Origin of the sequence: Methanolobus sp., assembly GCF_016278365.1 — an archaeon.
GTDB lineage: Archaea > Halobacteriota > Methanosarcinia > Methanosarcinales > Methanosarcinaceae > Methanolobus.
The window spans coordinates 99964-123886 of the sequence record NZ_JADQBZ010000003.1; the positions used below are offsets into that span (position 1 = coordinate 99964).

The following is a 23923-nucleotide window of genomic DNA, read 5'->3' on the forward strand; positions in this document are numbered from 1 at the left end:
TAACATGAACGAAACTACCTTAAAATCAAACCATCCATACTAATAAAAGGATTTCCATGAACTCAGACAAGCTGGTGCAGCTCAGGCTCAGTAACCATCATATCTCATATGAGAATCTCAAAACAGCTAAAGAAATCGTTGCCTGGATGGGCGCCATTCAGGCTCAGGATTACAATATGGCAAAATGGGCTGTAGGAATCAGGTTACCAGGCTCAACTGACAGAATTGTAGAAGAATCCATTGATAAAGGCGATGTGATCAGGACGCACCTGCTAAGACCGACATGGCATTTAGTCTCTGCCGATGATATTTATTGGATGCTCGGATTAACAGCCCCGCATATCAAAGCCTCGATGAGATCAAGGAATAAACAACTGGGACTGACAGATGATATCTTTGCCAAGTGCAATGACATTCTGGAAAATGCATTGTCTGGAGGTAGATATCTGACCCGCGGGGAACTGGAAGTTGAACTGGCAGGTGAGATCGCAAATGCAAAAACAACCACAGAAGGTTCCCGGTTAAGCCACATCCTGATGCAGGCCGAGCTGGACGGAATAATATGCAGTGGACCCAGGCGAGGCAAAAAGATCACATATGCCCTGCTCAGCGAAAGAGTCCCGAAGACAGAACCATTGCCCAGATCCGAAGCGGTGCTAAAACTCGCCTCCCGATATTTCACGAGCCACGGCCCCGCCACCCTGCAGGATTTTGTCTGGTGGTCCGGCCTGTCTGTTACAGAAGCCAGGCCTGCCCTTGAATCACTTGGACCGGACTTTGTTTCAGAGAAAACAGGCTCACATACATACTGGTTCCCGAGACCGGAACATAAAACAGAGAATATTGAAAATACGGTCCATCTGTTGCCTGCATTTGACGAGCTTATCATCAGCTACAGAGACAGGAGTGCTTTTCTCCCCTCAGAAGATCACACCAAAGCTATCTCCAATAACGGTATGTTCAGGCCGGTCATCCTGGTGAATGGAAAGGTGGCAGGAATATGGAAACGTACTGTGAAGAAAGATAAGGTGATGATCGAGCCGCAATTCTTCCAGTCACCGGATGAGGATATAATGAAGATGTTTGAGAGTGCGGCTGTAAGGTATGGGGATTTTCTTGGGAAGGATGTTGAGATAATCAATGAATAGTTTTACAGACTGGCAACCAGAGTATAAATCTTGAATCTGGTGTGAAAATTATTGGATATTATACCATCCACTCACTCAATCTCAATATCAAAAACCCTCAAAAGCGAGATCACTTCAGGAATTGAGAATTTCGTCTTTTTCAGGAAATTGTTGTTTGGGTCGATATCGTAGTTCTTAGCATTCCTGAAGGACGTGAAGCTGAGGTTCGTGTTCCTGAAGAGGCTGTTCTTAAGGTCGGAACCTTCAAAGTTTGCATTTTTGAGCTTAGTGTTCACGAAGTCGCAATCATATATCTGGCAATTGGCAAAGCGTGTTTTCCAAGTCCATATCAGAGAATATGGAATAGGATATGAGGGAATCCTCAAACCCTATTGTGAGCAGGAAGTCGTTGCATTTTGAAAAGTTGAGGCCCATTATTTTACAGTTTGTTGAAAATAAGAAGAACGGGGTTTTTAGCCCCTTAATATCAAGCCTCGAACGGGATTTGAACCCGCGACCTCGTCCTTACCAAGGACGCGCTATACCCCTAAGCCATCGAGGCGCAGAATGAATCAGTTCTGGGGGTGCGAATCCATAATATACAGAATCAATTAATAAGTTTTCGGTTGGAAGAGGAGGGTGTTTATAAACACCAGCGGGAGTCCACCGGGAAACGCTCGTTTATCCACATGAGGACACCATTGTTGTGCACGATGCGGTAGGAGCGGGAGAGGACCGCAGAGGCGTCGAAAAGGGGCTCGTGCCCGATAAGGTCGATGCTCTCAAAATCCCTGCGGGTTTCTATATTGTGGTCACGGAGGATTCTTCCTATGGGGATGTCGGCTTTCATCATATCGCAGCGCACGCCCTCTGGCATCTTCTCCAGGGGAGAGAGGGAGCGAGCGTAAACGAAAGGGACATCATGAGATGTAAGTGTGACCGCACGGTCGTTAATATCCGCGCCCACAGCTACCCCGAAGATCTGCGCCATGCGTTCATCAGCAGGGATAACATGCTGGTACTCGGTCTTAACCGCTGTCGGATGCCTGGTCATTATCTCCAGCAGGAAGGTCACGGAGCCGTCCGTGCCGGCGCACACCCTCAGACATGTCGGGATATCAAAACTCTTCAGTTTTTCAAGGAAATCCATGATAAATACCCGTATATAAAAAAATTAAAGGAATTTATTCAGAAACACTCTTCTTTGCCTGCTTCAGGCGCTCCTTTGCAGTATAGCCCGTAGCCTTTAAAAGAAAATCCCTGAAACGCTTATTGGAATCCAGGATAAGATTGTCATCTTTGAGCGTTGTATCGGATACCGTCTCAACAGCCATATTCTTGCCTTCCACCCATACAGTAAGTGTAGACAGTATGCCGTATGAAGTGACAAGTTTCTTGCCGTCGCGCCTGACCTCGGAAGGGAATATCTCCTTCATACATTCTTCTAACCTGTCAATATCAGGTGCAAATCCTCTTTTCAACTTGTATTCCTGCATTTCAATCACATCATATAACCAGCTTAAAATGAATAAATGTACCGGTAGGCAAGCAGGACCAGTATTTATTGTGGACCATGGATCATATCCGTGCTGATATTATTCAGCATCATTTTAGAAAGTTATTAATTGTGAAAACACAGATGTATTTATTGCAGTGGGCATGGGGCGTCTGCGCAGAATGGCAACACCTGGAATACATCTGCGACAAAGTGTTCTGCACGACCCTACCCCTGAAGGAGAGGTTTTAGATGAAAAGGAATACAGGCATGACTTTAGTTATAGTATGCACCATACTGGCTATTTCCATCCTGGCTCTTGGTTGTGGTGAAACACCCGAAGAGCCACAGAACGACACTGTATGGGATGATAACGCAACGCCATCAGATGGAGATACCGGGACAGGTGCAGTGACGATATCCAATGCTAATATAGCAGAAATAACAGATACCGAATGGCAGTGGGTTGGACTGAGCGGGGCAGCATCTTCAGAACAGTTACAGGTACCTGATCCTGAGAATTACTATCTGGTCTTCCTGGAGGATGGTACATACTATTTCAGGGCAGACTGCAATACCGGGAGCGGGAACTACGTAATAATAGAAAACAACCTTACACTGGAACCGGGTGTAATGACATTGATGGCATGCCCGGAGGGCTCCCTCGACGGAGAATATCTTGCGTTCCTGACCAATGTAACATCTGCAGCCATAGAAGACGGACAGCTTGCCCTTTACCGGGAGAACAGGCAAAGCAGGATGCTTTTTGATAATGCCGGTGGATTCGACCGGGACACTGCCTGAAGGTGGGATTGGATTGGGAGAGAGGGAAGGATCACTTCTTCATGACGGTCTTTCCCGCATCACCCACGATACGCACCTGGGGTACTTTTTCAACTATTATTCCCCCAAGTTTCTTTAACTCCGCCCATGAGGGAGTCGGCCCTTCATGGCCCATGAAAGGCAGATCGAACTCCGGATTACTCATGAATTGGTAGAGCATCACCTCTGAAACGCCTTCCAATTCCGAAAGGATGGTTGGTACCGTTTTTAAGTTTATGAACTCCGGGATCACACGGATCCAAATCCTCAGCCATTTCTGCCGTGCTATCCCAATGGACCTGCGCAGCAGCTCGACATACTTTTTACTGCGCTCTTCAGACATCCCCGTAAGAACCATGATAGCCTGAATATCTTCCAGAGGTGCCTTTATCTCAAGCACAAAACCTTCCACAAAAGGCAAGGCGCTCTCAAGCACATCCGGCTTCATACCGTTGGATTTCAATATGACCTTCTTGCCAATGCCGTCAAGCGCCCCGATCAGTGGCAGCAGGTCTTTTTGAAGTGTCGGCTCAGCCCCTCCAAGATAGACATTCCTGGTTGTGGACTGCTTTGCAAATTTCACAACATCCTCAACAGACCACTCCTTAAATGGCTGGTGTATGTGCACGCAATAAGGACATTTCATATTGCAGCCCGCAAACTCCACCCGTATCTGTCCCATTGCATCAGATAGATCTATCAGTCTCATCAGAATCCTTCCTTTTCTTATAAAGGCACACATAAAAGAAATCCTTATCTATATAGATACATGATGCCAGCAAAAATCAGGTAATACTCCAGCGAACATTATTTATCCGGCGCACGCCATCAACCATCAGTTAAAGGTGATAGCATTGGTAAGAAAATTGCAACTTGAAGACCTGGAAAGAATAAAAGATGAAGCTGAGGGTAACGAGGAAGCAAGCGAGCTGGAAGGGCTTTACGATCTTATAATACCCCCGGGTACTCCATCCTACATCGTTTATGACCTTGTTGAAGAGTTCGAGCTTGAACCACTCCAGAGAAAGATAAAGGTAAACATCGTAGAATGTGACGAAAGGGAACTAATAGTGCTACGAGGGACGATGGAAATGGTCCAGGCCGCTGAGAAATTCCTGCACGACGAGCTTACAGCATGGGTAAACAGTGATAACTGAACCCGCTTTATTATTTTTATAAGAACTAAGACTTTAAGCCTTGCATCTTCAGACATCAATCCCTGTGATACCGTCTTTCAGGAAATCAAAAACTGTTGCCCTGCATTCGCCATAGAGAATATCCAGTTTACGGGTGTTCTCAATCTTTCCGACCACTGCGGCCTTTATGCCCACTTTTTCGAATATGCGGAGGCATTCGGCAACATTATCCTCCTTTGCAGTAAGGATGTATCCTGTCGCCGGATATATCTTGAGCCACTGTTCAAAGTCCACGTCCTCCGGACAGGGAATCCGGTTCAGGTCCACGGAAGCACCTGTTTTGCTTACCTCACAAAGCATGCCCAGAGTGCCGATAGTACCAGGGTTGCTGATATCTTTGCCTGCGGTCACAAGCTTCTTTTCACCGATTTCCTGCATCACCATGAATCTTTCACGAACGACAGCAGGCTCCTTGAATGAAGTAGTGTCCCAGCTGTATGGAGAGTTTGTTCCGACCCTGCCATCCATATCATAAGCTGCAATTATGATATCACCTGGTTTTGCGGAGTCACTGCGGATCACACAGTCTTTTTTAGCTATGCCAATAATAGCCACAGCGAGCGAATTATAAGGAGTGTCGGGGTGCATGTGCCCACCTACCATAGGGACGCCGAACTTCTTTATTCCGTCCCTGATGCCTTTCATTATACCTGCAGTAGACTCTGGATCACTTGAAGACATAATATTGACCATTGCAAGCGGCCTTCCACCCATAGCCGAGATATCGTTGACATTGACAACAACGGAAGTATAACCTGCCCACCAAGGACTCTTGTTGGCAATCTTGCCCCATATTCCATCGGCTGCGAACAGAATCACATCATCGCCACCGATATCAATGACCGCGGCATCGTCCCCGAAGTCCACAACAGCATTATCATATTCACTGCGTACGGTCTCAAAGACACGCACGATATCTGCAATGGGTTTTTTGCGGGTAACACCTTCGAAATCCCTGATGCTCTGCGCTAGTTTTTCCAGATCCAAATGAACACCTGCAATGGTAAAAACGATATTATTTTAAGAATGAAGCAGATTATCGGAGAATTACTCTTCCCCGGAATCCTCGTCCTTCTTCTGCATCTCTAACTTAATGAGATTCCTGCGCTCCTCACTCATCTGGGAAAGGTCCTTTCCAATAAGCCCGAAAGCATCCGATCTGCACTGGCGACAATGTCTCATCTGTTGTACGTATGGTTCGCATGAGTCCTGCACTTCCTGGCGATAAGCCGGAGAAGGTGGTTCCATATCCGCAAACTTTGCCTGGCAGATGAGCGGCATAACGTTCATGATAAAAACACCAAGCTCGTGTACCTTCTTTGCAACTTCCACTACATGCTTGTCGTTGATACCTGGCATGAGCACGGTATTGATCTTCACGACCAGACCGGCATCCACCGCTGCCCTGATACCTTCAAGCTGGTTCTTCACCATGATCTCTGCTGCTTCAATGCCTCTGTAGATCTTACCATGATAACTGATATGACCAATGACCTTTGCCTGTATCTCAGGGTCGATAGCGTTAAGGGTCACTGTGAGCGTGGTAACGCCGGCTTTTATAATTTCCGGGAGTCTCTCAGGGAGCACAAGTCCGTTGGTGCTCAGACACAATGTCGCATCCGGGAACTCTTCCTTGATCAGCCTGAAGGTCTCAAATGTCTCATCGTTTGCCAGCGGATCGCCCGGACCTGCCACACCCACTACCTTGATGAAAGGATATTCCTTGATCACTTGCTTGGTCTTTTCAAGGGCTTCCTGCGGACTGAGAACTTCACTGGTAACACCCGGCCGGCTCTCGTTAACGCAATCGAACTTACGGTCGCAATAATTACACTGGATATTGCATTTCGGAGCTACCGCAAGGTGAATTCTTCCATACTTATGCTGGGCATCCTTTGAATAGCAGGGATGCTGGGCAATGATCCTCTTCATATCCTCGCCCTTTGATATTTGTATGTCGCATGTATCTGATTCTGTATTATCCATATTTACAGCTCCTTGGCAGCTCCTGCAAATTCATGTCAATTTAAGCATAAACCCATTGATAAAGTTTTGTATTTAACACACTTATAAATATGCATTCAGGGACTTATTTCACACCATTTGCCCTGACCTTCCCATATTTTGAGTGATATAGGGAAACTTAGTCTGTCAGAAAGACGCGCGTGCACGTGCTCGCACAGATTCTCAACACTGGGATATTCCAGGATGTCGTTCAGCATCACATGGTCATACTCAGCCATGACTTCTTTTACAATTTTCTTTATATCATAAAAGTCCATGACCATTCCGTTCTCATTCTTTTCACCCTCTATCACAATTTCTACCTTATAGGTATGTCCGTGCACTATTCCACATTTGCCATGCCCGGGGAGATAATGGGCACTGTCTATATAGTCAATTATTCCGAGTTTCATCTTCATTAAAGGCACCCCCACATTCTGTGAGTCTGAGGTATTATTTTAGTATCAACTTGGTCAAGCAACCGTTCCTGCAAACCTATAAGGTAATCAGGGCCCGGCAGGAGTTCTTTTTGCGAGACTGGCTGAAGCACCACACATGATACATAGCCAGCGATCGCACCTATCATGCCTTCCACATCATCTGCATCAGTATCCTTTGTCACAACCACTTTGCAGAAGCATTCCCTGTCTTTGGTGGTCTTCAGTGTCCTGAAACATTCTATGGTCCGATCAAAATGCTGGTCCATATCATCTACAGATGATAAAGGCAGTAACTTGACATCACCGGCTATATAGGACAATTTGTCCTTTATCTTTTTAGCCATATGGGGCAATGTCATATTCGATTCAAGGTAAAGAGGACTTGCAATATTGAGCCCGGAAATGAAATCCGCATGCATTAGAGGCTCCCCTCCTGTAAGTGATACTGAATGGATCTGTTTGTATGAGCTCACCATCATCCCTATATCCTCAGCGGACAGGGGATTTTCCATCAGTTTGAACACACCGGAACCGGGAAGTTCCTCGAACCTGCAGGAGTTTGAACTCCCAACGGGCGTATCACAGTAAGAGCAGTCGAGGTTACAGCCGGTAAAGCGTACGAACGCCTGTCTTGAACCGACATAGGGACCCTCACCCTGCACTGAACAGAATACCTCGCTTACATTGGCAGTCACCTGGTCAGCAGCCATCATATCACATCCAATGACCTGGACTTGCGCAGGTCCTTCTCGATATCATCGAACTCACGTACATAGGCTTCTGCTATTTCCTGCAACACTACCATCACTTCGTCCTCCTGTATGCCCATGTCTTCAAGACTTCCATAGTGATCATGAAGAACGTTTATCCCGAAATGGATCTTCTGGGATACCGCCGAAGTGCTGGCAATGGATATTGTAAGCTTTTTCTCACCGATGAAAAGATCATCCCCGTTGCGCGTGATATCGGAGTATCTTAGAGAGAGCACCTCACGAACTATAGATGTGAACAGTCTCTGTCTTGCATACACCAGTTTCAGGTCGGTTGAGTCGAAATGCTCTATAACGAAATGTAGCATGTCAGTGGAGAATATGAGGTCGCCCTGTTTCTTATCCTCAAGGTCGATCATGTGCTCGATCTTGACATCGCACGCTCCCCTGAAACCTATGATAGAGTCAGCCTGCACATCTGCCAGGTTGTAGGCCCAGAGGGAAGATATCTGGCTCCCGTCGTAATCGATTCTCTTATCAATAATTATGCATTCCATCTTATCACTTGATCGCCTATCATGCAATTCTTTTTACGCAGCCGTTCTTGCTGCATTTATTCCTGTATAGCCCCAAGCCTTACAAAAAGCGGGTCTGTAATGCCCGCCTCATCAAAAGCACGTTTCCTTCTAACGCAGCTCTCGCATACACCGCAGGGCAAGTCTCCCCCATGATAACAGCTCCAGCTGTACTCCAGGGGAGCCCTGACTTCCATTGCCTTAAGAACTATGCCTTTTTTATCAAGACTTATTAGCGGGGCTATTACTTTAACCCCGGTAAGTGTTGAGTATGAAAGGGAGCCGTTTATTGCCCCGATGAAATCCGAAGAATTGTCCGGAAATGTCACAGCTTCCTCCCTGTTAAATCCCACAATAACATTCTCATACCCCATACTCTCTGCAAAGCTTGCTGCAATGTTTATAAGTACACCATTACGGTTAGGCACCCATACACTCTTTGCAGACTCTAAAGTGATGGATGGGTCCGCATCCCCTGAAATCTTGTCAAGGGACATTGCAGGTACATCGCTTTCAGTGTTCACAAGAGATGTTTTTGTGATACCGGCAAGCCAACCAAGATCAATTACCTGAAGTCCGATGCCAAAATGCTCACATATCTTCTTCGAGCACTCTATCTCCCGTTTTGCGGAACGCTGGCCATAATCGAATACAAGTGCAAGTTTCACTTCCGTATGTTCTCTTGCTAACGAAACAGCTGTTACGGAGTCCAGTCCGCTGCTTAACAGGGCTATTGAAGCATTAATGATGTTATCCTCCAAAGATACATTTAAAGATAAATGAAAGCACCTGGGAAAAGTATTCCCCGAGTAATACTACGAGAATAGATTTTTCCTATAAGAAAATATCGCTGATAATAGCATCAGATATTAATATATAATTAAATATAATATAATTTGAGGATGCTAAATGCCAGTTATCAAAGAAAAAAAAGTCCTTGTTTCTCTACTTCAGCGTATGTACTGGATAGAATCTGAAATGGAACAGCTGGGCACATGGGAAGCACGCATTGAGATGATGGACGAGAACCTCGAAGCATTGGAGGTGTTGTCTCATGACTCGGACCTTCACGGATCGATAGTCGAGAAATGGCTGAGAAAAGCAAATATTGAAGTCCCGCAGACGATCCCAAAAGGTCTCCCGACCCATATATTCGATTTTGACGGATTATCGGCACCAGAGATGTTTGGAAGCATACAAAAGTATGAGATACTTGCCATGAATGCGTATAAGGATATCAGGAATGCTGAGGCTGCTGTTATAGAAGAACTGCTCCCTGACCAGAAAGACAGGATGGAGTTCATGCAGGACATAGATAGACTGATAAAGGACGAAGAGAAGCACACCAATATCTGCAAGAAACAGACCCAGGGATTTGCAAAAGTGATGTACTGAATTGTAAAATACAAACTAATTATTACAGCCGGGCATCGTACTCGCCTGAAACCCGGCATAATGACACTCTGAAAGTATTATACTACCTCTATGAGAAAAGTGTAGGTCTCGTTTGAGTCAGCTGGTTCTTCATCAGTAACATTCTCATCGCCGTCATCCGTATCCGTTGATGGTACATCAGTAACAGGCGTGGCTGCCGGCAAACCGCCTCCCATGCCCCCCATACCTCCCATATTTGGAGTTGAAGATGCCTCTTCTAGAAGAGTTTCGTTAACTTCCGAATCATTAATGTCTGCTGACTGGAAAATAGTTTCAGGTTCGTCTATAATTATATCTTCAGCCTCAGCCGGGACATCGTTATTCGAAAAGTTCAGTGCACCGCTGAGCATGACTGCAAATCCGATCACAAGAATAACAGGTATTATCAATAAACGCTTATCCATTTTTTACCCCACATATCGTTATAATATATCTGGCCTTCATCAGGAGGTTTAATTGACTATTGCATGCTCACAACTATTTAAACTTAGTGATACTTTTAAAGTTCATCATTATAATGATGTAGAGTGGGAGAATGAAAAACGACACCCAGGCACATATAAATAATAGCAAATTCGATAGTTAATATGAGTGGGATATATCAAATATAACTGAAGAAGCACCTATAGAGATCGGCTTTTATGATTATCCTGTTCACTCGAATAAGAGGTGAAGCAATTGCAGGAAACTAAGCCCGATGACAATGAACAGAATGTTAACCGGCTGGCAGGAGAGAAAAGTCCATACCTTCTACAGCATGCACATAACCCTGTTGACTGGTATCCCTGGGGGGAAGAGGCTTTCAATAAGGCAAGGCAGGATGATAAACCGATATTCCTATCCATCGGATACTCCACATGCCACTGGTGTCATGTGATGGAAAAGGAATCCTTTGAGGACCCGCAGGTTGCGAAACTGATGAACGAGGCATTCGTACCCATCAAGGTGGACAGAGAGGAAAGACCGGATATCGATACTATATACATGTCTGTCTGCCAGGCACTGACCGGCAGGGGGGGATGGCCCCTTTCCATATTAATGACCCCGGACAAAAAACCCTTCATGGCAGCAACCTACATACCCAGGGAGAGCAGGTATGGAATGGCAGGAATGCTTGACATTGTTCCTGCAGTCAGCAATATGTGGACCCGACAGAGAGAAGAGCTCATAGCCAACGCAGAGGAGATCGTATCTGCAATATCCGGCGGTGTGCACGATAGCACAGAGGGTCCCGGGCTGGATGAGAGCACGCTTGACAGGACCTACCAACTCCTGCGAAGCAGTTTCGACCCTTCCAGCGCAGGTTTTGGTAACGCACCAAAGTTCCCCACTCCCCACCATCTTACATTTCTGCTGCGATACTGGAAGCGATCCAAAGAGGATAAAGCACTGGAAATGGCAGAGGAAACACTTAAGGCGATGCGTAAGGGAGGCATCTACGACCACATCGGATTTGGCTTCCATCGCTATTCCACGGACTCCAAATGGCTGGTACCTCACTTTGAGAAGATGCTCTATGACCAGGCACTGATAGCTATTGCTCTTATAGAGACCTATCAAGCTACACAAAACCCCGAATACAGAGAGAACGCGGAGGAAGTGTTCAGCTACGTGCTCAGAGATATGCATTCCCCTGAAGGTGGGTTCTATTCTGCCGAGGACGCTGACAGTGAGGGAGAGGAAGGCAGGTTCTACCTCTGGACAGAGCAGGAACTAGAAGATGTGCTCGGTGAAATGGAAGCCAAGCTGTTCAAAGAAGTGTTTCGCACAAGTCCGGGAGGTAATTTCCTTGATGAAGCAAGCAGGGCACATACAGGCAGGAATATCCTTCATCTGGACGAAAGCCTCCACGAGGCTGCAGAACGAAGAGGTGAGGACTATGACAGATTCAGGCAGTCTTTCGAGATTTCACGCCGGAAACTGTTCGAGCACAGGGAAATGCGCATGCATCCGTCCAAAGATGATAAGATAATGACTGACTGGAACAGTCTAATGATAGTCGCTCTCAGCAAAGCTGCCAGAGCCTTTGATGAGCCGGCTTACGCCAGGGAAGCGGCCATGACAGCCGATTTCATCCTGTCGAAGATGGTCAGCCCCGAGGGGAGATTATTCCACAGGTATCGCGATGACGAGGTGGCTGTTGAGGGTTTCCTTGATGACTATGCATTTTTTGTATGGGGACTTATCGAACTTTACCAGGCTACGTTCAACACAGAGTACCTTAAAAACGCACTGCTTTTCAACGACCAATTAATATTACATTTCCGGGACAGCATACATGGAGGATTCTTCCATACCGCGGATGACTCAGAAAAGCTCATCATGCGGAGTAAGGAGATATACGACGGAGCTATTCCTTCCGGTAATTCAGTTTGTGCGTTGAACCTGCTGTATCTTGGGCGGATAACAGGGAACACCGACCTTGAGAACAAAGCATACGAGATAATGCAGCTTTTCTCCGGACAGGTGTCAAAAATGCCTATCGGTTACACACAGCTCATGTGCGCCCTTGATTTTGCAGTAGGCCCGTCCCGGGAGATAGTTGTGGCAGGAGACCCTGAAAGAGAGGAAACGCAGGAAATAATATCAGACATCAATAGAGAATTTGTGCCCAACAAAGTTATACTCCTGAAACCTGAGGGCAGGGGAACGGAAATTTCCGCAATTGCAGAGTACGTATCAGACATGAGCATGAAGGATGGCAGGACAACAGTGCATATCTGTCAGAATTATAACTGCAATCTGCCCTCAACTGACAGGAAAGAGATACTCAGGCAACTGAAGGACTAGTTTTGAGACAAGTAAAAGAAATAAGGGTCAAAAAATAAATGGTGAGCTTAAAATGAACCTGAAAACGAAGTACTATAATCCGGATATCGAAACGATGGAAAGAGGAGAACTCGATGCTCTGGTGGAAGAGAGGATAAAGTACACTGTTAACTACGCTGCTGAGAACTCCCTGTTCTACAAAAAGTGGTTCCGGGAGCATAACATCAAGCCTTCTGACATACGATCACACGAAGATCTCCTTGAACTCCCAATCATATCCGGTAAGACCATTCGGGAGAACCAGCCGCCTGAAACCGTGGATTTTGGTTTCAGGGCCGTGGACTGGAAAGACGTTTTCACCGTGCATGAGACAAGCGGCACCAGCGGCACTCCCAAATCATTCTTCCTCACATGGGAGGACTGGGAGAGATACGCCGAGAAATACGCAAGGAGTTTCGTTTCACAGGGATTTGGTCCTGGTGACAGGGTTGTTGTATGCGCTTCCTATGGCATGAACGTAGGTGCCAACACCATGACACTTGCAGCCAGGAACATAGGAATGACAATAATCCCCATAGGGAAATGCAATTTCCCGCCGCGGGTCATGACTTCCTATAAGCCGACATCCATTGTGGGAAGTGTGTTCAAGCTCATAAGCCTGGCTAAGAGGATGAAGATGCAGGGAATGGACCCTACAGAATCCAGCATTGAGCGGCTTATAGTAGGAGGTGAGAGTTTCCCCGATGAATCCCGCAATTATGTTGCTGAGATATGGGGGTGCGATGTTTTCAACACCTACGGCAGTACCGAAGGCACTATGTGCGGGGAATGTTCCCATCTAAAAGGGCTGCATGTACCTGAAGATCTTGTCCATATGGATGTGTATGACCCCCGGATGGATGGTTTCGTAAAGGATGGCGAGTGCGGCAGGATAGTGCTCACGACCTTGCTTCCGGTAGGCGCCAGATGTGGCAACGTGCTCCTCAATTATGACACTGAAGATACCACCGTAGTGCTGGACCGCGAGAAATGTTCATGTGGAAGAACACATATGAGAGTACTTAACCCTCAAAGAGAAGCCGAAACGTTCTGGATCTTCGAAACTCCTTTCAACAGGGTCGATGTCGAGAAGGGAGTTTTCCAGAGAGAGAACATGGAGTATCTTACAGGAGAATACGAAGCTTTCCTGTATGGAGGCGAGGATGAGGGCGAGGTCACCCTAAGAGTAAGCCTTGAGTGTGAAGATGCGGAGAAATGCGACAGGCAAGTGATAGAATCTAATTTCCTGGGCTCTTTCCTTAAATACAAAAGAGTTCTGGAGGACGCCTACATGCAGGGCAGTCTGGATATCATCTTCAACTATGTGGGACCGGGACAGCTTGAATTCTATCACATCAAAGGTCGCCCTAAAAGAATTGTTGATAGAAGATGACCGGATACAAAATGGCTGCAAATTGTGAGATAGAAAAAAACTCTCAGAAAGTACCCTTATACACTTGCAGACCATTATCCGATACTGACAGGATCCAGGGTTCCATGCTATGAGATGCAGCCCGCATCTTACGCACACGCATATACCTGTTAGCCACATTACCCTTGAGATGCAACCCCAGTTCTATTATACCGTCTGCCAGATAGCCTTCAACGCCCGTGGAAGAGTCGTTGATACCTGTGTATCTGTCATCTTCAAGTATGATGAAAGTTGTTAACCCCTCGCGCCGGAAAGTCTCAAGCATCCTGTAGACTCTTTTGCGCAGGTCCTTTGCTTCCATGTCCAGCAGAGAATACAAAGCACCAAGAGAATCGATCGCAAGACAAGTGCAGTTGCCTGCTGTATCTTTCCTGAAATCAAGGATGTTTTTCTCAAGTATCTCCAGGGGATCTCCAGGCAGGTCACCATAGAGGACCCTGTAATCGCTGAAATCAGATATATGAAGTTTCCTTGAAACACTCATACCCATACTGTGCATGTTCTGCAGATGATTTTCTTTGCTCTGCTCAAGTGTGATATAAAGTCCGGATTCATCCGTCCCCTCCAGATAGCTGGAAATCAGCTGGAATGTAAATCCTGATTTTAATGTGCCTGCAGCCCCTGCTACCAGCACGACGCTGCCCTTGGGAATATCGGTCCCGAAAACCTCGTTCAGGCCCTGTATAGTATCTATGAATCTCATTGGTCCTTCCCCTCGATTATCGATATGCTGTTTCATTCATATCCTAAATTTGCTCCGGAACTTTCAATAGCTTCATCCACCTTTTAAGCAAGTTGAAGTCTTTATTGTCAAGTGTACCTGAATCCACCTGCACTATCAGTCTGGAGTCCGATGCCATAACAGTGTCATTAATTTGTTCAACCAGTTTGATAATGGAAATAAAGTCATTATCAAGAAGCAGGTATTCCAGGCCATCCACAAGTATTACACTGTCACTGACCTTGTGTATAAAATCATGTATTGTAGGGTGTATCTTGAATAATTCAGAAGGGTCCAGAGTTTGCTGGCCAGTGCTTTTATTCCGGGTCAACCATACAAGAGGAGTTTTTGAGAGTCCATACAAGAGGCGGATTTTCTCGGGATTCTTTCTTGTTATACATAACCCGGGTTTCCCCTGTTTCACAAGCTTGGAGAAAACGCAGTATCCTTCATCTTTCCTGTTGCAGTCTGCCAGATATATAGAACCCGGCTCAAGTTCATGATACAGATCATCCCCTGTATCCTGCATATCTTCGGTCAGCGGAGTGATGAATAAACCTCTAAGCTTTGACAGTTCCTGCAGAGCGATAATCAGTCCCATAGTCCCTTTGTCATTCTTTATCAGAGAAGTTGAAACATTCATCGGGACCTTTTTACCATCCCCCCTGCGGAAAGTTACTTCACTGTCCCTGATATCTTTTAAGTCAGAGAATTCATTGCCTTCCACTAAAGATGAAATGGATCTTCCTACTAAGTCGTTCACAGGCACACCAAGCAGGTTGGCAGCATTCTTATTAGCAGTGGTTATATTCGTGTCGATATCAATTGAAAGAGTTGCAATGGGAGAAGCTTCCAGAAGATTACCGAGATGTTCGTTCGCACGTTTTATCTTCTCATCTGCATCTTTTCTTTCTGTAATGTCCGTCCCTGATATGAGCAGGCTGCTTACATTCCCGTATTCTTTCATAAGGACAACATTGTTCCAGCCTATTACTCTCTCTTTCCCGTCATTTGTCAGCACAGGGCTCTCAAAAAGACCTTCAAATGACTTATCACCGGAAAAGAAATCCATGAGTATTCCCCGGAATGATTCCCTTTCAGACGCCGGGACACATTTGTCAAACCAGTTGATCCCGTCCAGTTCCCCATCAGTGTAACCCAGCACATCATAACCTTTTTTATTGAGGAGTTTCACAGTGCCTTTTTCGTCCATTACAAGTAACATGACTGCAGCAAGGTCAAGGTAGAGATTAGCTTGGTCACGTTCGTTTATTAGTTCGTCATGCAGGTATTTTATACGGAGAAGAGAGCTCACCCTGGCAACAATTTCAATTCTGTCAAGAGGCTTTGTCAGGAAATCATCTGCACCTGCCTGTAATCCCCTTATACGGTCTCCAGCACCAGACAGGGCTGTTACCATCACCACAGGTATGAACCTGGTTTTTTCAGAATCTTTCAATATCCTGCAAACTTCATACCCCGTAATATCAGGCATCATTATATCGAGAAGGACTATGTCAGGCTCATGTTCCCGGGCCATGTGAAGTGCTTCTTCGCCACATTGAGCAGAAATTATGTCATAGCTGTCTTTCAGATAAGCCCTCAGTAATGCTATGTTCACCTGCTCATCGTCAACTATGAGCACCTTCCCTCTTTTTACTTCACTCATACGTAATCACTCATTCAGTAAGATCTTATCATCTCTGAAGGAATTAGAGCATCCCCTCCAAAACCGGGAGATTCTTCATTCACCGTCATATACGTTAGAAGATAGGATATATATTTTAAGCATATAAATATTATAGTGGAAGATATATAAGAATAGTGTCCTTGTATCCGGTCAATTAATTAATACAGATACACAATATTACAATGAGCATTCTAATCTGAACTTAGAGGATATTGACAGGAGCACGTCCGAAATGCATGGAATGAATCATCCTGAAGAGAATCTACACATGGCTGCCCGGGACATCCGATATCTTCTCGATAAAGGATATCCTAAAGGCAGTGCCGTTAGATTCGTAAGCGATCATTACGGCCTTGAAAAAAACCGCAGGTACATACTTTCACGAAATGTGCTCGCACCTGAAATAGCCTCTGTCCGTCGGATGAAGAGCGTTCCGTGCAGTGAAATAAGAGAACGCCATGTCATCATCGGTGGATACAATGTACTGATAACCATTGAGAACTACCTGAAAGGTGAGGATATGTGGATAGGGGACGATGGCTTCATCCGGGACAACAGAGGAGTATTCAGGAACCATGTCAATGATACAGCGACACTCCGATCTGTAGAGCTCATGCTGCTTGTGCTCCGGAAAAGTACCGTGGGAGATATCATTGTATTACTGGATGAGCAAATGAGCATGAGCGGGCAACTTGCGCTGGACATCAGGCAAAAGATGGCTGGAACAGGCGTAAAGGGGCGCGTTCTCACATCAGCAAGCACTGATCACGACCTTAAAATAGCCGGAGGCAATACCATAGTGGCGACTGCTGATGGAGTGATTATAGATGCTGTGGAAATGGTTGTCGATATCCCGTACTGTGTGATGAAAGGAGATCCACATAGCCGGAAATTGCTTTATTCATTGAGCCCCAGTACAGACCAGACAACAAAAAGATAATGCGCATAAAATGAAAAAGCTAGGAATTGCAATAACTGACGCTGATGACTGGACCGCGAAAGCCATTATTGATAGCGTAAGAAAGAAGGGGATAGAACCCCATATATTTAACCTGCGGAATGCAGAGAGCAGTATCGGCGCAGAACTGGACTACAAAGTAAATGGTACAGACCTTACCGGGCTTGATGCAATCATTGTACGTGACGTGGGGGCAGGAAAAAATGATGCAGTTACTTTCCGTTTTGATATATTGAGACAACTTGAGAAAGAAGGCCTGCTGATCGCCAATCCCACCTCTGCAATACAGAATTCTGCAAATAAGTATCAATCATCCTATCTTTTTTCAAAGGCCGGATTGCCAGCTCCCCGGACAAAGGTCGTTCAGGATACAGATGGGGCGATGAAAATACTGGAATCTTTCAAAGATGCAGTAGTGAAGCCAGTTTTCGGATACAAGGGCATCGGAATACGCCGCATAAAGAACATGGAACTCATCAATCCTGACGGCACAATGGATCCTGCCTGCCCCGAAGAGCTGGTATCATCCCTTCTCCGGGAGAAGGGGATGCTGTACATCCAGGAATTCGTGGAGAATTCCGGCAGGGATATGAGAGCTTTCGTTGTTGACGGAAAGGTCATCGGTGCCATCTACAGGGAAGCTCCGCGGGGCTGGTGGCTGAACAATCTCAGCCAGGGAGGTAGTGCTGATAGGTGCACACTTACACCCAAGCAGAAAGAGATATGTGAAAAAGCGGCACAAACTGTGGGTACGATCTTTGCAGGAGTCGATATCATCGAAGGGGCGAAAGGCTGCATGTTGCTTGAGATAAATGGTACACCATCCGGAGCAGGCATATATAAAGCATGGAATATCAATGTGGCTGATCATATTGTAGAGGCTGTCTTGAAACGCCTTTGAAGGATAACTTAAGATATAGTAGATCAAATACTCTGATAAATGATAAAGGCAAATTGTAAAAAAGGTTGTACATCAAATGGCTGAATATAAACAATGTATTATAGTAAGGGATGACCTTAAACTATCTCCCGGGAAACTTGCAGTCCAGGTGGCCCACGCCGCAGTTTCATCTGCAGAATGGGCCGATCGGTCCACACTGGAGAAGTGGAAGGAGGGAGGGCAGAAAAAAGTAGTCCTACGTGTGCCCAACACCCAGGGCCTCTTTGAGCTAAAGGAGCTGGCAAGAAGGCAGAACATACCCACTGCTCTTATCCAGGATGCCGGACTCACGGAAATAAAACCTGGCACCATCACAGTTCTTGGTATCGGGCCTGCTAAAGAAGAAGAGCTGAACAAGATCACTGGCAATCTGAAGTTACTGTGAGCATTACCGGGAATCCAATATACGGGGAATGGGATGAGGTTGTTTGAAAAAAAGTATCCATTATTGATAGTTATCATACTCATTACATATTCTGTTATTTCTTTAGGATGCGTTTCTGAGCCCGTGCAAAAGCTGGGGGAATACATTGCCCCATCCTCAACTGCCTACCTGCAGAATGAGAAGGCATATGATATCGACCCTCTAAGGCTGACAGTGCCTGTCGTACCGGCGCAGGCCCCTTTCAGGTACGAGAGCAGCCCACTTGCTGAAGAAAAAGGGTACTCTCCAGGATACCAGCTTGCCAGCAGCTATTACTATACAACATTCTATGAAGGCAGCGATGGAGTGACCGGCATCTATGTTGAGAACCTGGGAGACTATACGATCTTCGCTTATGAGTTCGGCTTACTTGACGTGAGTACTGGTAGCTGGTACGGACATGATACCGGCACTACCATAATCCCGGGAGAGAAAAAGAGAATAGGATACGTATCAGTGCAGGTGCCGGAAGGAGCAGAGAATCTTAAGCTCAAGCTTGGTATGTCCCTCCTTGTCAGTACACAGTCCGGGCAATGGTATGATTATGACAGGCAGTACTTTGAGGAATTCACAATTGATGTGGAAAAAGAGCTACAAGCAGAGAGTCCGGAATACGTCTCAAATCCCCGGAGCGTTTTTTCCTTAATGAATAGTAAAATAGACCCTTATGATACAGAAGTGCGCAAAATAGCGGCCGTATCTGCAAAGAAATATCCGGGGCAGTATAATATCTATCAGTTGTGCTCCCTTTTCGATGATACGAAGAGCAGGATAGATTACATAAGCGATCCCCGGGGCAGAGACCTCTGGTCTTTACCGGCCAATACACTGGAAATTGGTGCGGGGGACTGTGAAGACTATGCGATATTGCTGTCATCTCTTGTAGAAGCCATTGGAGGCACTTCGAGGATATACCTTACTGACACACATGCACTTGCATCTGTTTATATTGGAGATGCGAATAGTACTGCACTAATAGTTGAGGCGATACGCCAGTATTATGGTGATCTGCCTGTATATTACACTACAGATGAATATGGGTCCTGGCTTCTAATGGACCCGACATCAAGCGTTTATGCGGGAGGACTTCCCGCGGGTGCGGCGCCTGTTAAAGGCGGATGGACCTTCCAGAATACATCGCAAGTCATCGTTATAGACATCGCACCCAAGGATCAGGAGTGAATCATGAACATACCACCTGTGGAAAAACAGATCGGCATTGAAATATACTGTACGTCCCTGCCAGGAATTGGCGGGAAACTAAGGCAGGAAATAGAAGACTTTATTGTAAAGGAGATCAGCAACCGCGAGGAAGGGGATTCCGGGAAACAGCTGATCCTGGAACTTACCAAGAGCAACTGGGATATGCATCATGTAGCCAGGGACATATCCAGGAAACTAGGTATCAGCCAGAAACGTATTGGTTTTGCCGGCACAAAAGACAAAAGAGCGAAGACCACACAGAAGATCAGCATATATGATGGAAAAGAGGAGGAGATCGAGAATTTCTACCTCAAGGACGTAGAGCTGAAAGTCATTGGCAGGTCTGAGCGTTCTGTTGAGCTTGGTGACCTTTTCGGGAACGAGTTCGTGATAACGATAAGGGATATCGGGCACGGCACGCAGGAACTCAGAGATATCCTTGACGGAATTACCGCAGAGCTCAACGCTTTTGGAGGAGTGCCTAACTTCTTCGGGATACAGCGCTTTGGAGCCATCCGGCCTGTTACACATCTCGTTGGCAGGGAGATCCTGTTGGGAGATTTTGAAAAAGCCGCGATGATATACATTGCCAGATCGTTCCCCGATGAGCCGGAGGATGTGAGGGAAGTGCGCGATCATGTTTGGAATACACGGGATTTTGTACAGGGACTGCAAACATATCCATTGCGCCTCAGGTATGAAAGGGCGATGATGCACTATCTTGTTGAAAATCCCGGAGACTATGCCGGATCTTTCCGCGTGCTTGCTCATAATATCAGCAAAATGTTCGTGCACGCCTATCAGTCATATATGTTCAACCGTATGATCTGCAGGCGTATAGAAGAGGAGTTACCGCTTGATGCTGCAGTACCGGGGGATATAGTCTGTTTCAAGAACAAGGAAGGGCTTCCGGATGTGAAAAAGACGCAGCAGGTCACTGAAGAGAATATTGAAGGCATGAATAACCTGGTAAAAAGGAACAGGGCTTTTGTGACAGCACCCCTGATAGGATACGATACACCCCTTGCATCCGGTGCTCCCGGGGAGATCGAAAGGGAAATATTTGAAGAGACAGGCATCCCTGCAGAGAACTTCAGGGTCCCGGGACTGCCGGAATTGGCCTCCGCCGGGTTGCGCAGGGAGATATTGCTCCATAGCAAGCCGTCTTTTGAAGTATCGGAGGATGAGCTCAACCCCGGAAAATCTAAGGCTGTTCTGAGGTTCATGCTTCCAAAGGGAAGCTATGCCACGACCGTCCTTCGTGAATACATGAAGGTCGAGCCGATAAAAATGAGCTGAGGGTGTGAATCCCTCAATTTATATTTTCAAAATTAGTTCACTTCCGGCATCATGGCTTCTATGAATGCCCTGAAAGGCGGAGAGGGTCTTCCCGGCCTGGATTTAAACTCGGGATGGAACTGGGATCCGAAAAAGAATTTCTTTCCGGGAATCTCTGCTATTTCCATCCTGTTCCTGTTCTTGCCCGAGAATACCATACCTTTCTCTTCTATGCGCTCAACAAAGTTAGGATTGACCTCGTACCTGTGCCTGTGACGCTCTATTATTTTAGGGCACCCATAAACGCATTCTGCAAGGGAGCCTGACTTCAGATCTGCTTCGTAGTCACCAAGTCTCATTGTGGCACCCATGTCAACCACATTCTCCTGCTCGGGCAGTATGTCGATTACCGGATATGGTGTGTTCTCATCGAACTCCGTGCTGTTCGCATTCTCCAGCCCGGCGACATGTCTTGCAAACTCAATCACCGAAAGCTGCATACCCAGGCAGAGCCCCAGGTATGGGATGTCGTTCTCGCGGGCGAACCTGATAGCCATGATCTTGCCTTCAACACCCCTTTCCCCGAAACCTCCGGGAACAAGTATTCCATCATACTTTGACAGGGTCGCCACCAGAGAGGGATCATTTTCAAAGGACTCCGCATTGATCCACGTTGTGCAATAATTAACTCCACAATCAATAGCTGCATGCTTAATGGAAGCACTTATGCTAAGATAGGAATCCTCAAGATGAGTATATTTACCCACGATGCCAATATTTACCACACCCTTGAGGTTGTGCATCCTGTCGACCATTTGAGCCCAGGCAGTGTCCACACTGGACGACTGGAGGTTCATCAGTCTCATCAGGTAATCGGTCAGCCCTTCCTTTTCCATCATCAGAGGAACTTCATAGATATCCTTTGCATCATGAGCACTTATAACAGCCTCTTCCGGGACATCACAGAAGAGAGCAATCTTGGATATAGTGCTATCAAGCAACGGTTCCTTACACCTTGTAACAATAACATGTGGAGTTAACCCCAGTTCCCTTAGTTCCTTCACTGAGTGCTGAGTAGGTTTTGTCTTCTGGTCTCCCTGGGGATCCATGGGCACCAAAGTAACATGGACGAATGCCAGATCGCCCCTGGGCTCTTCCCTGTGCATTTGTCGGACTGCCTCCAGAAAAGGCATGCTCTCGATGTCACCGACAGTACCACCTACTTCGATAAGGCATACATCGGCACCACTCTTTGCAGCAACCTTCCTTATACGATCCTTGATCTCATTAGTAATATGAGGGATTATCTGCACGGTCTTACCCAGATACTCGCCACGGCGCTCCTTTGATATAACTGCCTGGTAAACTTTTCCGGTTGTGAGGTTGTGCTCCCTTGTAAGTTCGGTATCAAGAAAACGTTCGTAGTTGCCAAGGTCAAGGTCAACCTCACCGCCGTCTTTCAGTACAAAGACTTCTCCATGCTGGAAAGGGCTCATTGTGCCTGCATCAATATTGATGTACGGGTCTATCTTGATGGCCGTTACCTTATAGCCCTTGTTCTTCAGGTTGCGCCCGATGGAAGCAGTGGTTATTCCCTTGCCAAGCCCGCTCATTACTCCGCCGGTTACTATAATATACTTCATATGATGCATCGCCTTGTTTTTATTTGAATATAGGAAGTCTGATCAGTAAAAAAGCCGTTAGGAAAGTCAGAAGAATCGAATAGAAAACTGAAGGATAGAATCCAAAGAAAGGGCCAAAGTCCACGGAGAGAAATATCATGACCATGACCGTTACGGATATCAGGAATACAAAAACTGCTACCATGTAAACTGATCTGGAGGAAGCCACCTCAAAGACCGACCTTACCATCTGCAGCGAGATCTCCGGAAGCTGAGAGCTCCAGTTCTCCCCACTGTCCTTGTACCCACGCGAAGAACTCTTACTGGGAGTTGATAATGATGTGTCCACATCTACTGTGAAATTTGCGTCGTCCGGTCCTGGCATCCCTATGTTGAAGTCAAAACCAGCTTTCCTGGAACCGTAACCGACCGTGACGAATACCTGCCCTTTGGTATAGAGCCTTCCGCCATATGGTATCCGGGCTATTATCGGGATGTACTCTTCATGCCTGACATAAGGGTTATCCTCGAGCATAGTAATGTTCTCACGCAGGGAATCACTTACGGAGAGATTCACATGTGTGGGAGCACCATAATTTATCATCACCAGCTCAAAACTTCTTTCCTCACCCGGCGACAAAGGCAACTCAACCGTACCTGTATCGAATTCAATAGAGTTGACTCCAAGCCTGTTAATGTGCACCTGTTGCAATTGTATGTCCTCGCCGGTTATTCCCTGAGGTCAGGAGGAAGCATGTTTGGGATGCCCTCTTCAATGGGATAGTATTCGTTGCATTTCGGACAATAAAGAGTCCCGGAAATAATCTCATTAACATCCTCCTTTTCAATATTGAGGATCAGGTCGCCCTTACAAATCGGGCAGGCAAGAATTTCCATAAGGTCCTTTTTCATCTCGATCAGTACCTACCAATATATTACAATGATATAAGTTTTTGCAATAATAATCAGGGGCAAAGAATATGAATCTCAACCATGGACCTTTCTTTAAAGAGATAACTTAATTTAGTTCCTGCCTTCTACCAT

27 protein-coding genes and 1 tRNA gene are annotated in these 23923 nt (G+C 46.2%); 11 read left to right on the plus strand and 17 right to left on the minus strand.

Annotated elements, in window-relative coordinates; genetic code table 11:
* The first annotated feature begins 56 nt into the window (after positions 1–56).
* Entirely contained in the window at positions 57–1148 is a 1092-nt protein-coding gene (locus tag QZZ22_RS02585) for a winged helix DNA-binding domain-containing protein (RefSeq protein WP_292462396.1), read from the plus strand.
* A 71-nt stretch (positions 1149–1219) separates the two neighbouring features.
* On the opposite strand, the gene QZZ22_RS02590 is transcribed toward QZZ22_RS02585, so the two are convergent.
* The 4 genes from QZZ22_RS02590 to QZZ22_RS02605 all read right to left on the minus strand — a co-directional run bounded on the left by QZZ22_RS02590 (position 1220) and on the right by QZZ22_RS02605 (position 2623).
* Positions 1220–1423: a pentapeptide repeat-containing protein gene (locus QZZ22_RS02590; protein WP_292462399.1), complete on the minus strand. Its 204-nt coding sequence runs from the start codon at positions 1421–1423 to the stop codon at positions 1220–1222.
* A 194-nt stretch (positions 1424–1617) separates the two neighbouring features.
* Positions 1618–1689, minus strand: a tRNA-Thr gene (locus tag QZZ22_RS02595).
* 81 nt (positions 1690–1770) lie between these two features.
* A complete protein-coding gene (locus QZZ22_RS02600; RefSeq protein ID WP_292462401.1) occupies positions 1771–2277 on the minus strand; it encodes a chorismate pyruvate-lyase family protein in 507 nt (168 codons plus the stop codon).
* 34 nt (positions 2278–2311) lie between these two features.
* Positions 2312–2623, minus strand: a complete 312-nt coding sequence (locus QZZ22_RS02605) for a DUF5611 family protein (protein WP_292462732.1) — start codon at positions 2621–2623, stop codon at positions 2312–2314.
* Between the two features lie 251 nt (positions 2624–2874).
* On the opposite strand from QZZ22_RS02605, the gene QZZ22_RS02610 reads away from it, so the two are divergent.
* Positions 2875–3426, plus strand: coding sequence for an META domain-containing protein (locus tag QZZ22_RS02610; RefSeq protein ID WP_292462402.1), 552 nt, complete (start codon positions 2875–2877; stop codon positions 3424–3426).
* Between the two features lie 31 nt (positions 3427–3457).
* On the opposite strand, the gene QZZ22_RS02615 is transcribed toward QZZ22_RS02610, so the two are convergent.
* Positions 3458–4153, minus strand: coding sequence for a radical SAM protein (locus QZZ22_RS02615; RefSeq protein WP_292462404.1), 696 nt, complete (start codon positions 4151–4153; stop codon positions 3458–3460).
* Between the two features lie 145 nt (positions 4154–4298).
* Here QZZ22_RS02615 and QZZ22_RS02620 point away from each other — a divergent pair, with 145 nt between their 5' ends.
* Complete coding sequence (locus tag QZZ22_RS02620; protein ID WP_292462407.1) at positions 4299–4601, plus strand: hypothetical protein; 303 nt, start codon at positions 4299–4301, stop codon at positions 4599–4601.
* Positions 4602–4649: 48 nt separating this feature from the next.
* Here the strand turns inward: QZZ22_RS02620 and QZZ22_RS02625 are convergent, their stop codons facing one another.
* The 6 genes from QZZ22_RS02625 to queC form a co-directional block, all read right to left on the minus strand.
* Positions 4650–5627 (minus strand): methanogenesis marker 2 protein, encoded by a 978-nt coding sequence (locus QZZ22_RS02625; RefSeq protein WP_292462410.1) that lies wholly within the window; start codon positions 5625–5627, stop codon positions 4650–4652.
* A 60-nt stretch (positions 5628–5687) separates the two neighbouring features.
* Positions 5688–6626 (minus strand): nitrogenase cofactor biosynthesis protein NifB, encoded by a 939-nt coding sequence (gene nifB / locus QZZ22_RS02630; protein WP_292462412.1) that lies wholly within the window; start codon positions 6624–6626, stop codon positions 5688–5690.
* A 95-nt stretch (positions 6627–6721) separates the two neighbouring features.
* Positions 6722–7063 carry a 6-carboxytetrahydropterin synthase QueD gene (gene queD, locus QZZ22_RS02635; RefSeq protein ID WP_292462414.1) on the minus strand — a complete coding sequence of 114 codons (342 nt, stop codon included), beginning with the start codon at positions 7061–7063 and terminating at the stop codon, positions 6722–6724.
* Positions 7063–7797, minus strand: coding sequence for a 7-carboxy-7-deazaguanine synthase QueE (locus QZZ22_RS02640; RefSeq protein ID WP_292462416.1), 735 nt, complete (start codon positions 7795–7797; stop codon positions 7063–7065). Before QZZ22_RS02640 ends, queD begins: the two co-directional genes overlap by 1 nt.
* Complete coding sequence (locus QZZ22_RS02645; RefSeq protein ID WP_292462418.1) at positions 7794–8351, minus strand: DUF366 family protein; 558 nt, start codon at positions 8349–8351, stop codon at positions 7794–7796. Before QZZ22_RS02645 ends, QZZ22_RS02640 begins: the two co-directional genes overlap by 4 nt.
* 56 nt (positions 8352–8407) lie before the next feature.
* Positions 8408–9130: a 7-cyano-7-deazaguanine synthase QueC gene (gene queC / locus QZZ22_RS02650; protein WP_292462421.1), complete on the minus strand. Its 723-nt coding sequence runs from the start codon at positions 9128–9130 to the stop codon at positions 8408–8410.
* 148 nt (positions 9131–9278) lie between these two features.
* On the opposite strand from queC, the gene QZZ22_RS02655 reads away from it, so the two are divergent.
* Positions 9279–9764, plus strand: a complete 486-nt coding sequence (locus tag QZZ22_RS02655; protein WP_292462423.1) for a hypothetical protein — start codon at positions 9279–9281, stop codon at positions 9762–9764.
* Positions 9765–9841: 77 nt separating this feature from the next.
* On the opposite strand, the gene QZZ22_RS02660 is transcribed toward QZZ22_RS02655, so the two are convergent.
* A complete protein-coding gene (locus QZZ22_RS02660; RefSeq protein ID WP_292462425.1) occupies positions 9842–10207 on the minus strand; it encodes a hypothetical protein in 366 nt (121 codons plus the stop codon).
* Positions 10208–10472: 265 nt separating this feature from the next.
* Here QZZ22_RS02660 and QZZ22_RS02665 point away from each other — a divergent pair, with 265 nt between their 5' ends.
* Both QZZ22_RS02665 and ftsA read left to right on the plus strand, forming a co-directional pair.
* Positions 10473–12593, plus strand: coding sequence for a thioredoxin domain-containing protein (locus QZZ22_RS02665; protein ID WP_292462427.1), 2121 nt, complete (start codon positions 10473–10475; stop codon positions 12591–12593).
* Between the two features lie 52 nt (positions 12594–12645).
* Positions 12646–14004: a coenzyme F390 synthetase gene (gene ftsA / locus QZZ22_RS02670; protein ID WP_292462429.1), complete on the plus strand. Its 1359-nt coding sequence runs from the start codon at positions 12646–12648 to the stop codon at positions 14002–14004.
* Between the two features lie 43 nt (positions 14005–14047).
* Here ftsA and QZZ22_RS02675 read toward each other — a convergent pair whose 3' ends face one another.
* Both QZZ22_RS02675 and QZZ22_RS02680 read right to left on the minus strand, forming a co-directional pair.
* The gene (locus QZZ22_RS02675; protein WP_292462431.1) at positions 14048–14746 is read right to left on the minus strand and encodes an ATPase domain-containing protein; all 699 of its coding nucleotides are present in this window, start codon (positions 14744–14746) and stop codon (positions 14048–14050) included.
* 43 nt (positions 14747–14789) lie between these two features.
* Entirely contained in the window at positions 14790–16433 is a 1644-nt protein-coding gene (locus QZZ22_RS02680; protein WP_292462433.1) for a DUF835 domain-containing protein, read from the minus strand.
* A gap of 253 nt (positions 16434–16686) precedes the next feature.
* Here QZZ22_RS02680 and QZZ22_RS02685 point away from each other — a divergent pair, with 253 nt between their 5' ends.
* From QZZ22_RS02685 to truD, 5 genes are all read left to right on the plus strand, one after another.
* A complete protein-coding gene (locus tag QZZ22_RS02685; protein WP_292462435.1) occupies positions 16687–17394 on the plus strand; it encodes a DUF434 domain-containing protein in 708 nt (235 codons plus the stop codon).
* A 10-nt stretch (positions 17395–17404) separates the two neighbouring features.
* A complete protein-coding gene (gene mptN / locus QZZ22_RS02690) occupies positions 17405–18313 on the plus strand; it encodes a tetrahydromethanopterin:alpha-L-glutamate ligase (protein ID WP_292462437.1) in 909 nt (302 codons plus the stop codon).
* Between the two features lie 76 nt (positions 18314–18389).
* Positions 18390–18737, plus strand: a complete 348-nt coding sequence (pth2, locus tag QZZ22_RS02695; RefSeq protein WP_292462439.1) for a peptidyl-tRNA hydrolase Pth2 — start codon at positions 18390–18392, stop codon at positions 18735–18737.
* A gap of 33 nt (positions 18738–18770) precedes the next feature.
* Complete coding sequence (locus QZZ22_RS02700) at positions 18771–19958, plus strand: transglutaminase family protein (RefSeq protein ID WP_292462441.1); 1188 nt, start codon at positions 18771–18773, stop codon at positions 19956–19958.
* A 3-nt stretch (positions 19959–19961) separates the two neighbouring features.
* On the plus strand, positions 19962–21278 hold the full coding sequence (gene truD, locus QZZ22_RS02705; protein WP_292462443.1) for a tRNA pseudouridine(13) synthase TruD: 1317 nt from the start codon (positions 19962–19964) through the stop codon (positions 21276–21278).
* Between the two features lie 32 nt (positions 21279–21310).
* Here the strand turns inward: truD and pyrG are convergent, their stop codons facing one another.
* From pyrG to QZZ22_RS02720, 3 genes are read right to left on the minus strand one after another with little or no spacing between them, the layout of a single operon-like run.
* Positions 21311–22900 carry a CTP synthase (glutamine hydrolyzing) gene (gene pyrG / locus QZZ22_RS02710; RefSeq protein WP_292462445.1) on the minus strand — a complete coding sequence of 530 codons (1590 nt, stop codon included), beginning with the start codon at positions 22898–22900 and terminating at the stop codon, positions 21311–21313.
* A 19-nt stretch (positions 22901–22919) separates the two neighbouring features.
* Positions 22920–23591, minus strand: a complete 672-nt coding sequence (locus QZZ22_RS02715) for a hypothetical protein (protein ID WP_292462447.1) — start codon at positions 23589–23591, stop codon at positions 22920–22922.
* Positions 23592–23608: 17 nt separating this feature from the next.
* Positions 23609–23791 carry a methytransferase partner Trm112 gene (locus QZZ22_RS02720; RefSeq protein ID WP_292462448.1) on the minus strand — a complete coding sequence of 61 codons (183 nt, stop codon included), beginning with the start codon at positions 23789–23791 and terminating at the stop codon, positions 23609–23611.
* Positions 23792–23923 lie beyond the last annotated feature (132 nt).

What these genes read in the sequence shown, in the direction of transcription:
- QZZ22_RS02610 (WP_292462402.1), top strand. Translation starts at nt 2,875, where the DNA reads ATGAAAAGGAATACAGGCATGACTTTAGTTATAGTATGCACCATACTG.
- QZZ22_RS02685 (WP_292462435.1), top strand. Translation starts at nt 16,687, where the DNA reads ATGCATGGAATGAATCATCCTGAAGAGAATCTACACATGGCTGCCCGG.
- pth2 (WP_292462439.1), top strand. Translation starts at nt 18,390, where the DNA reads ATGGCTGAATATAAACAATGTATTATAGTAAGGGATGACCTTAAACTA.
- pyrG (WP_292462445.1), bottom strand. Translation starts at nt 22,900, where the DNA reads ATGAAGTATATTATAGTAACCGGCGGAGTAATGAGCGGGCTTGGCAAG.
- queD (WP_292462414.1), bottom strand. Translation starts at nt 7,063, where the DNA reads ATGAAGATGAAACTCGGAATAATTGACTATATAGACAGTGCCCATTAT.
- ftsA (WP_292462429.1), top strand. Translation starts at nt 12,646, where the DNA reads ATGAACCTGAAAACGAAGTACTATAATCCGGATATCGAAACGATGGAA.
- QZZ22_RS02720 (WP_292462448.1), bottom strand. Translation starts at nt 23,791, where the DNA reads ATGAAAAAGGACCTTATGGAAATTCTTGCCTGCCCGATTTGTAAGGGC.
- mptN (WP_292462437.1), top strand. Translation starts at nt 17,405, where the DNA reads ATGAAAAAGCTAGGAATTGCAATAACTGACGCTGATGACTGGACCGCG.
- QZZ22_RS02615 (WP_292462404.1), bottom strand. Translation starts at nt 4,153, where the DNA reads ATGAGACTGATAGATCTATCTGATGCAATGGGACAGATACGGGTGGAG.
- QZZ22_RS02675 (WP_292462431.1), bottom strand. Translation starts at nt 14,746, where the DNA reads ATGAGATTCATAGATACTATACAGGGCCTGAACGAGGTTTTCGGGACC.
- QZZ22_RS02640 (WP_292462416.1), bottom strand. Translation starts at nt 7,797, where the DNA reads ATGATGGCTGCTGACCAGGTGACTGCCAATGTAAGCGAGGTATTCTGT.
- QZZ22_RS02600 (WP_292462401.1), bottom strand. Translation starts at nt 2,277, where the DNA reads ATGGATTTCCTTGAAAAACTGAAGAGTTTTGATATCCCGACATGTCTG.
- QZZ22_RS02585 (WP_292462396.1), top strand. Translation starts at nt 57, where the DNA reads ATGAACTCAGACAAGCTGGTGCAGCTCAGGCTCAGTAACCATCATATC.
- QZZ22_RS02660 (WP_292462425.1), bottom strand. Translation starts at nt 10,207, where the DNA reads ATGGATAAGCGTTTATTGATAATACCTGTTATTCTTGTGATCGGATTT.
- QZZ22_RS02645 (WP_292462418.1), bottom strand. Translation starts at nt 8,351, where the DNA reads ATGGAATGCATAATTATTGATAAGAGAATCGATTACGACGGGAGCCAG.
- nifB (WP_292462412.1), bottom strand. Translation starts at nt 6,626, where the DNA reads ATGGATAATACAGAATCAGATACATGCGACATACAAATATCAAAGGGC.
- truD (WP_292462443.1), top strand. Translation starts at nt 19,962, where the DNA reads ATGAACATACCACCTGTGGAAAAACAGATCGGCATTGAAATATACTGT.
- QZZ22_RS02680 (WP_292462433.1), bottom strand. Translation starts at nt 16,433, where the DNA reads ATGAGTGAAGTAAAAAGAGGGAAGGTGCTCATAGTTGACGATGAGCAG.
- QZZ22_RS02700 (WP_292462441.1), top strand. Translation starts at nt 18,771, where the DNA reads ATGAGGTTGTTTGAAAAAAAGTATCCATTATTGATAGTTATCATACTC.
- QZZ22_RS02655 (WP_292462423.1), top strand. Translation starts at nt 9,279, where the DNA reads ATGCCAGTTATCAAAGAAAAAAAAGTCCTTGTTTCTCTACTTCAGCGT.
- QZZ22_RS02605 (WP_292462732.1), bottom strand. Translation starts at nt 2,623, where the DNA reads ATGCAGGAATACAAGTTGAAAAGAGGATTTGCACCTGATATTGACAGG.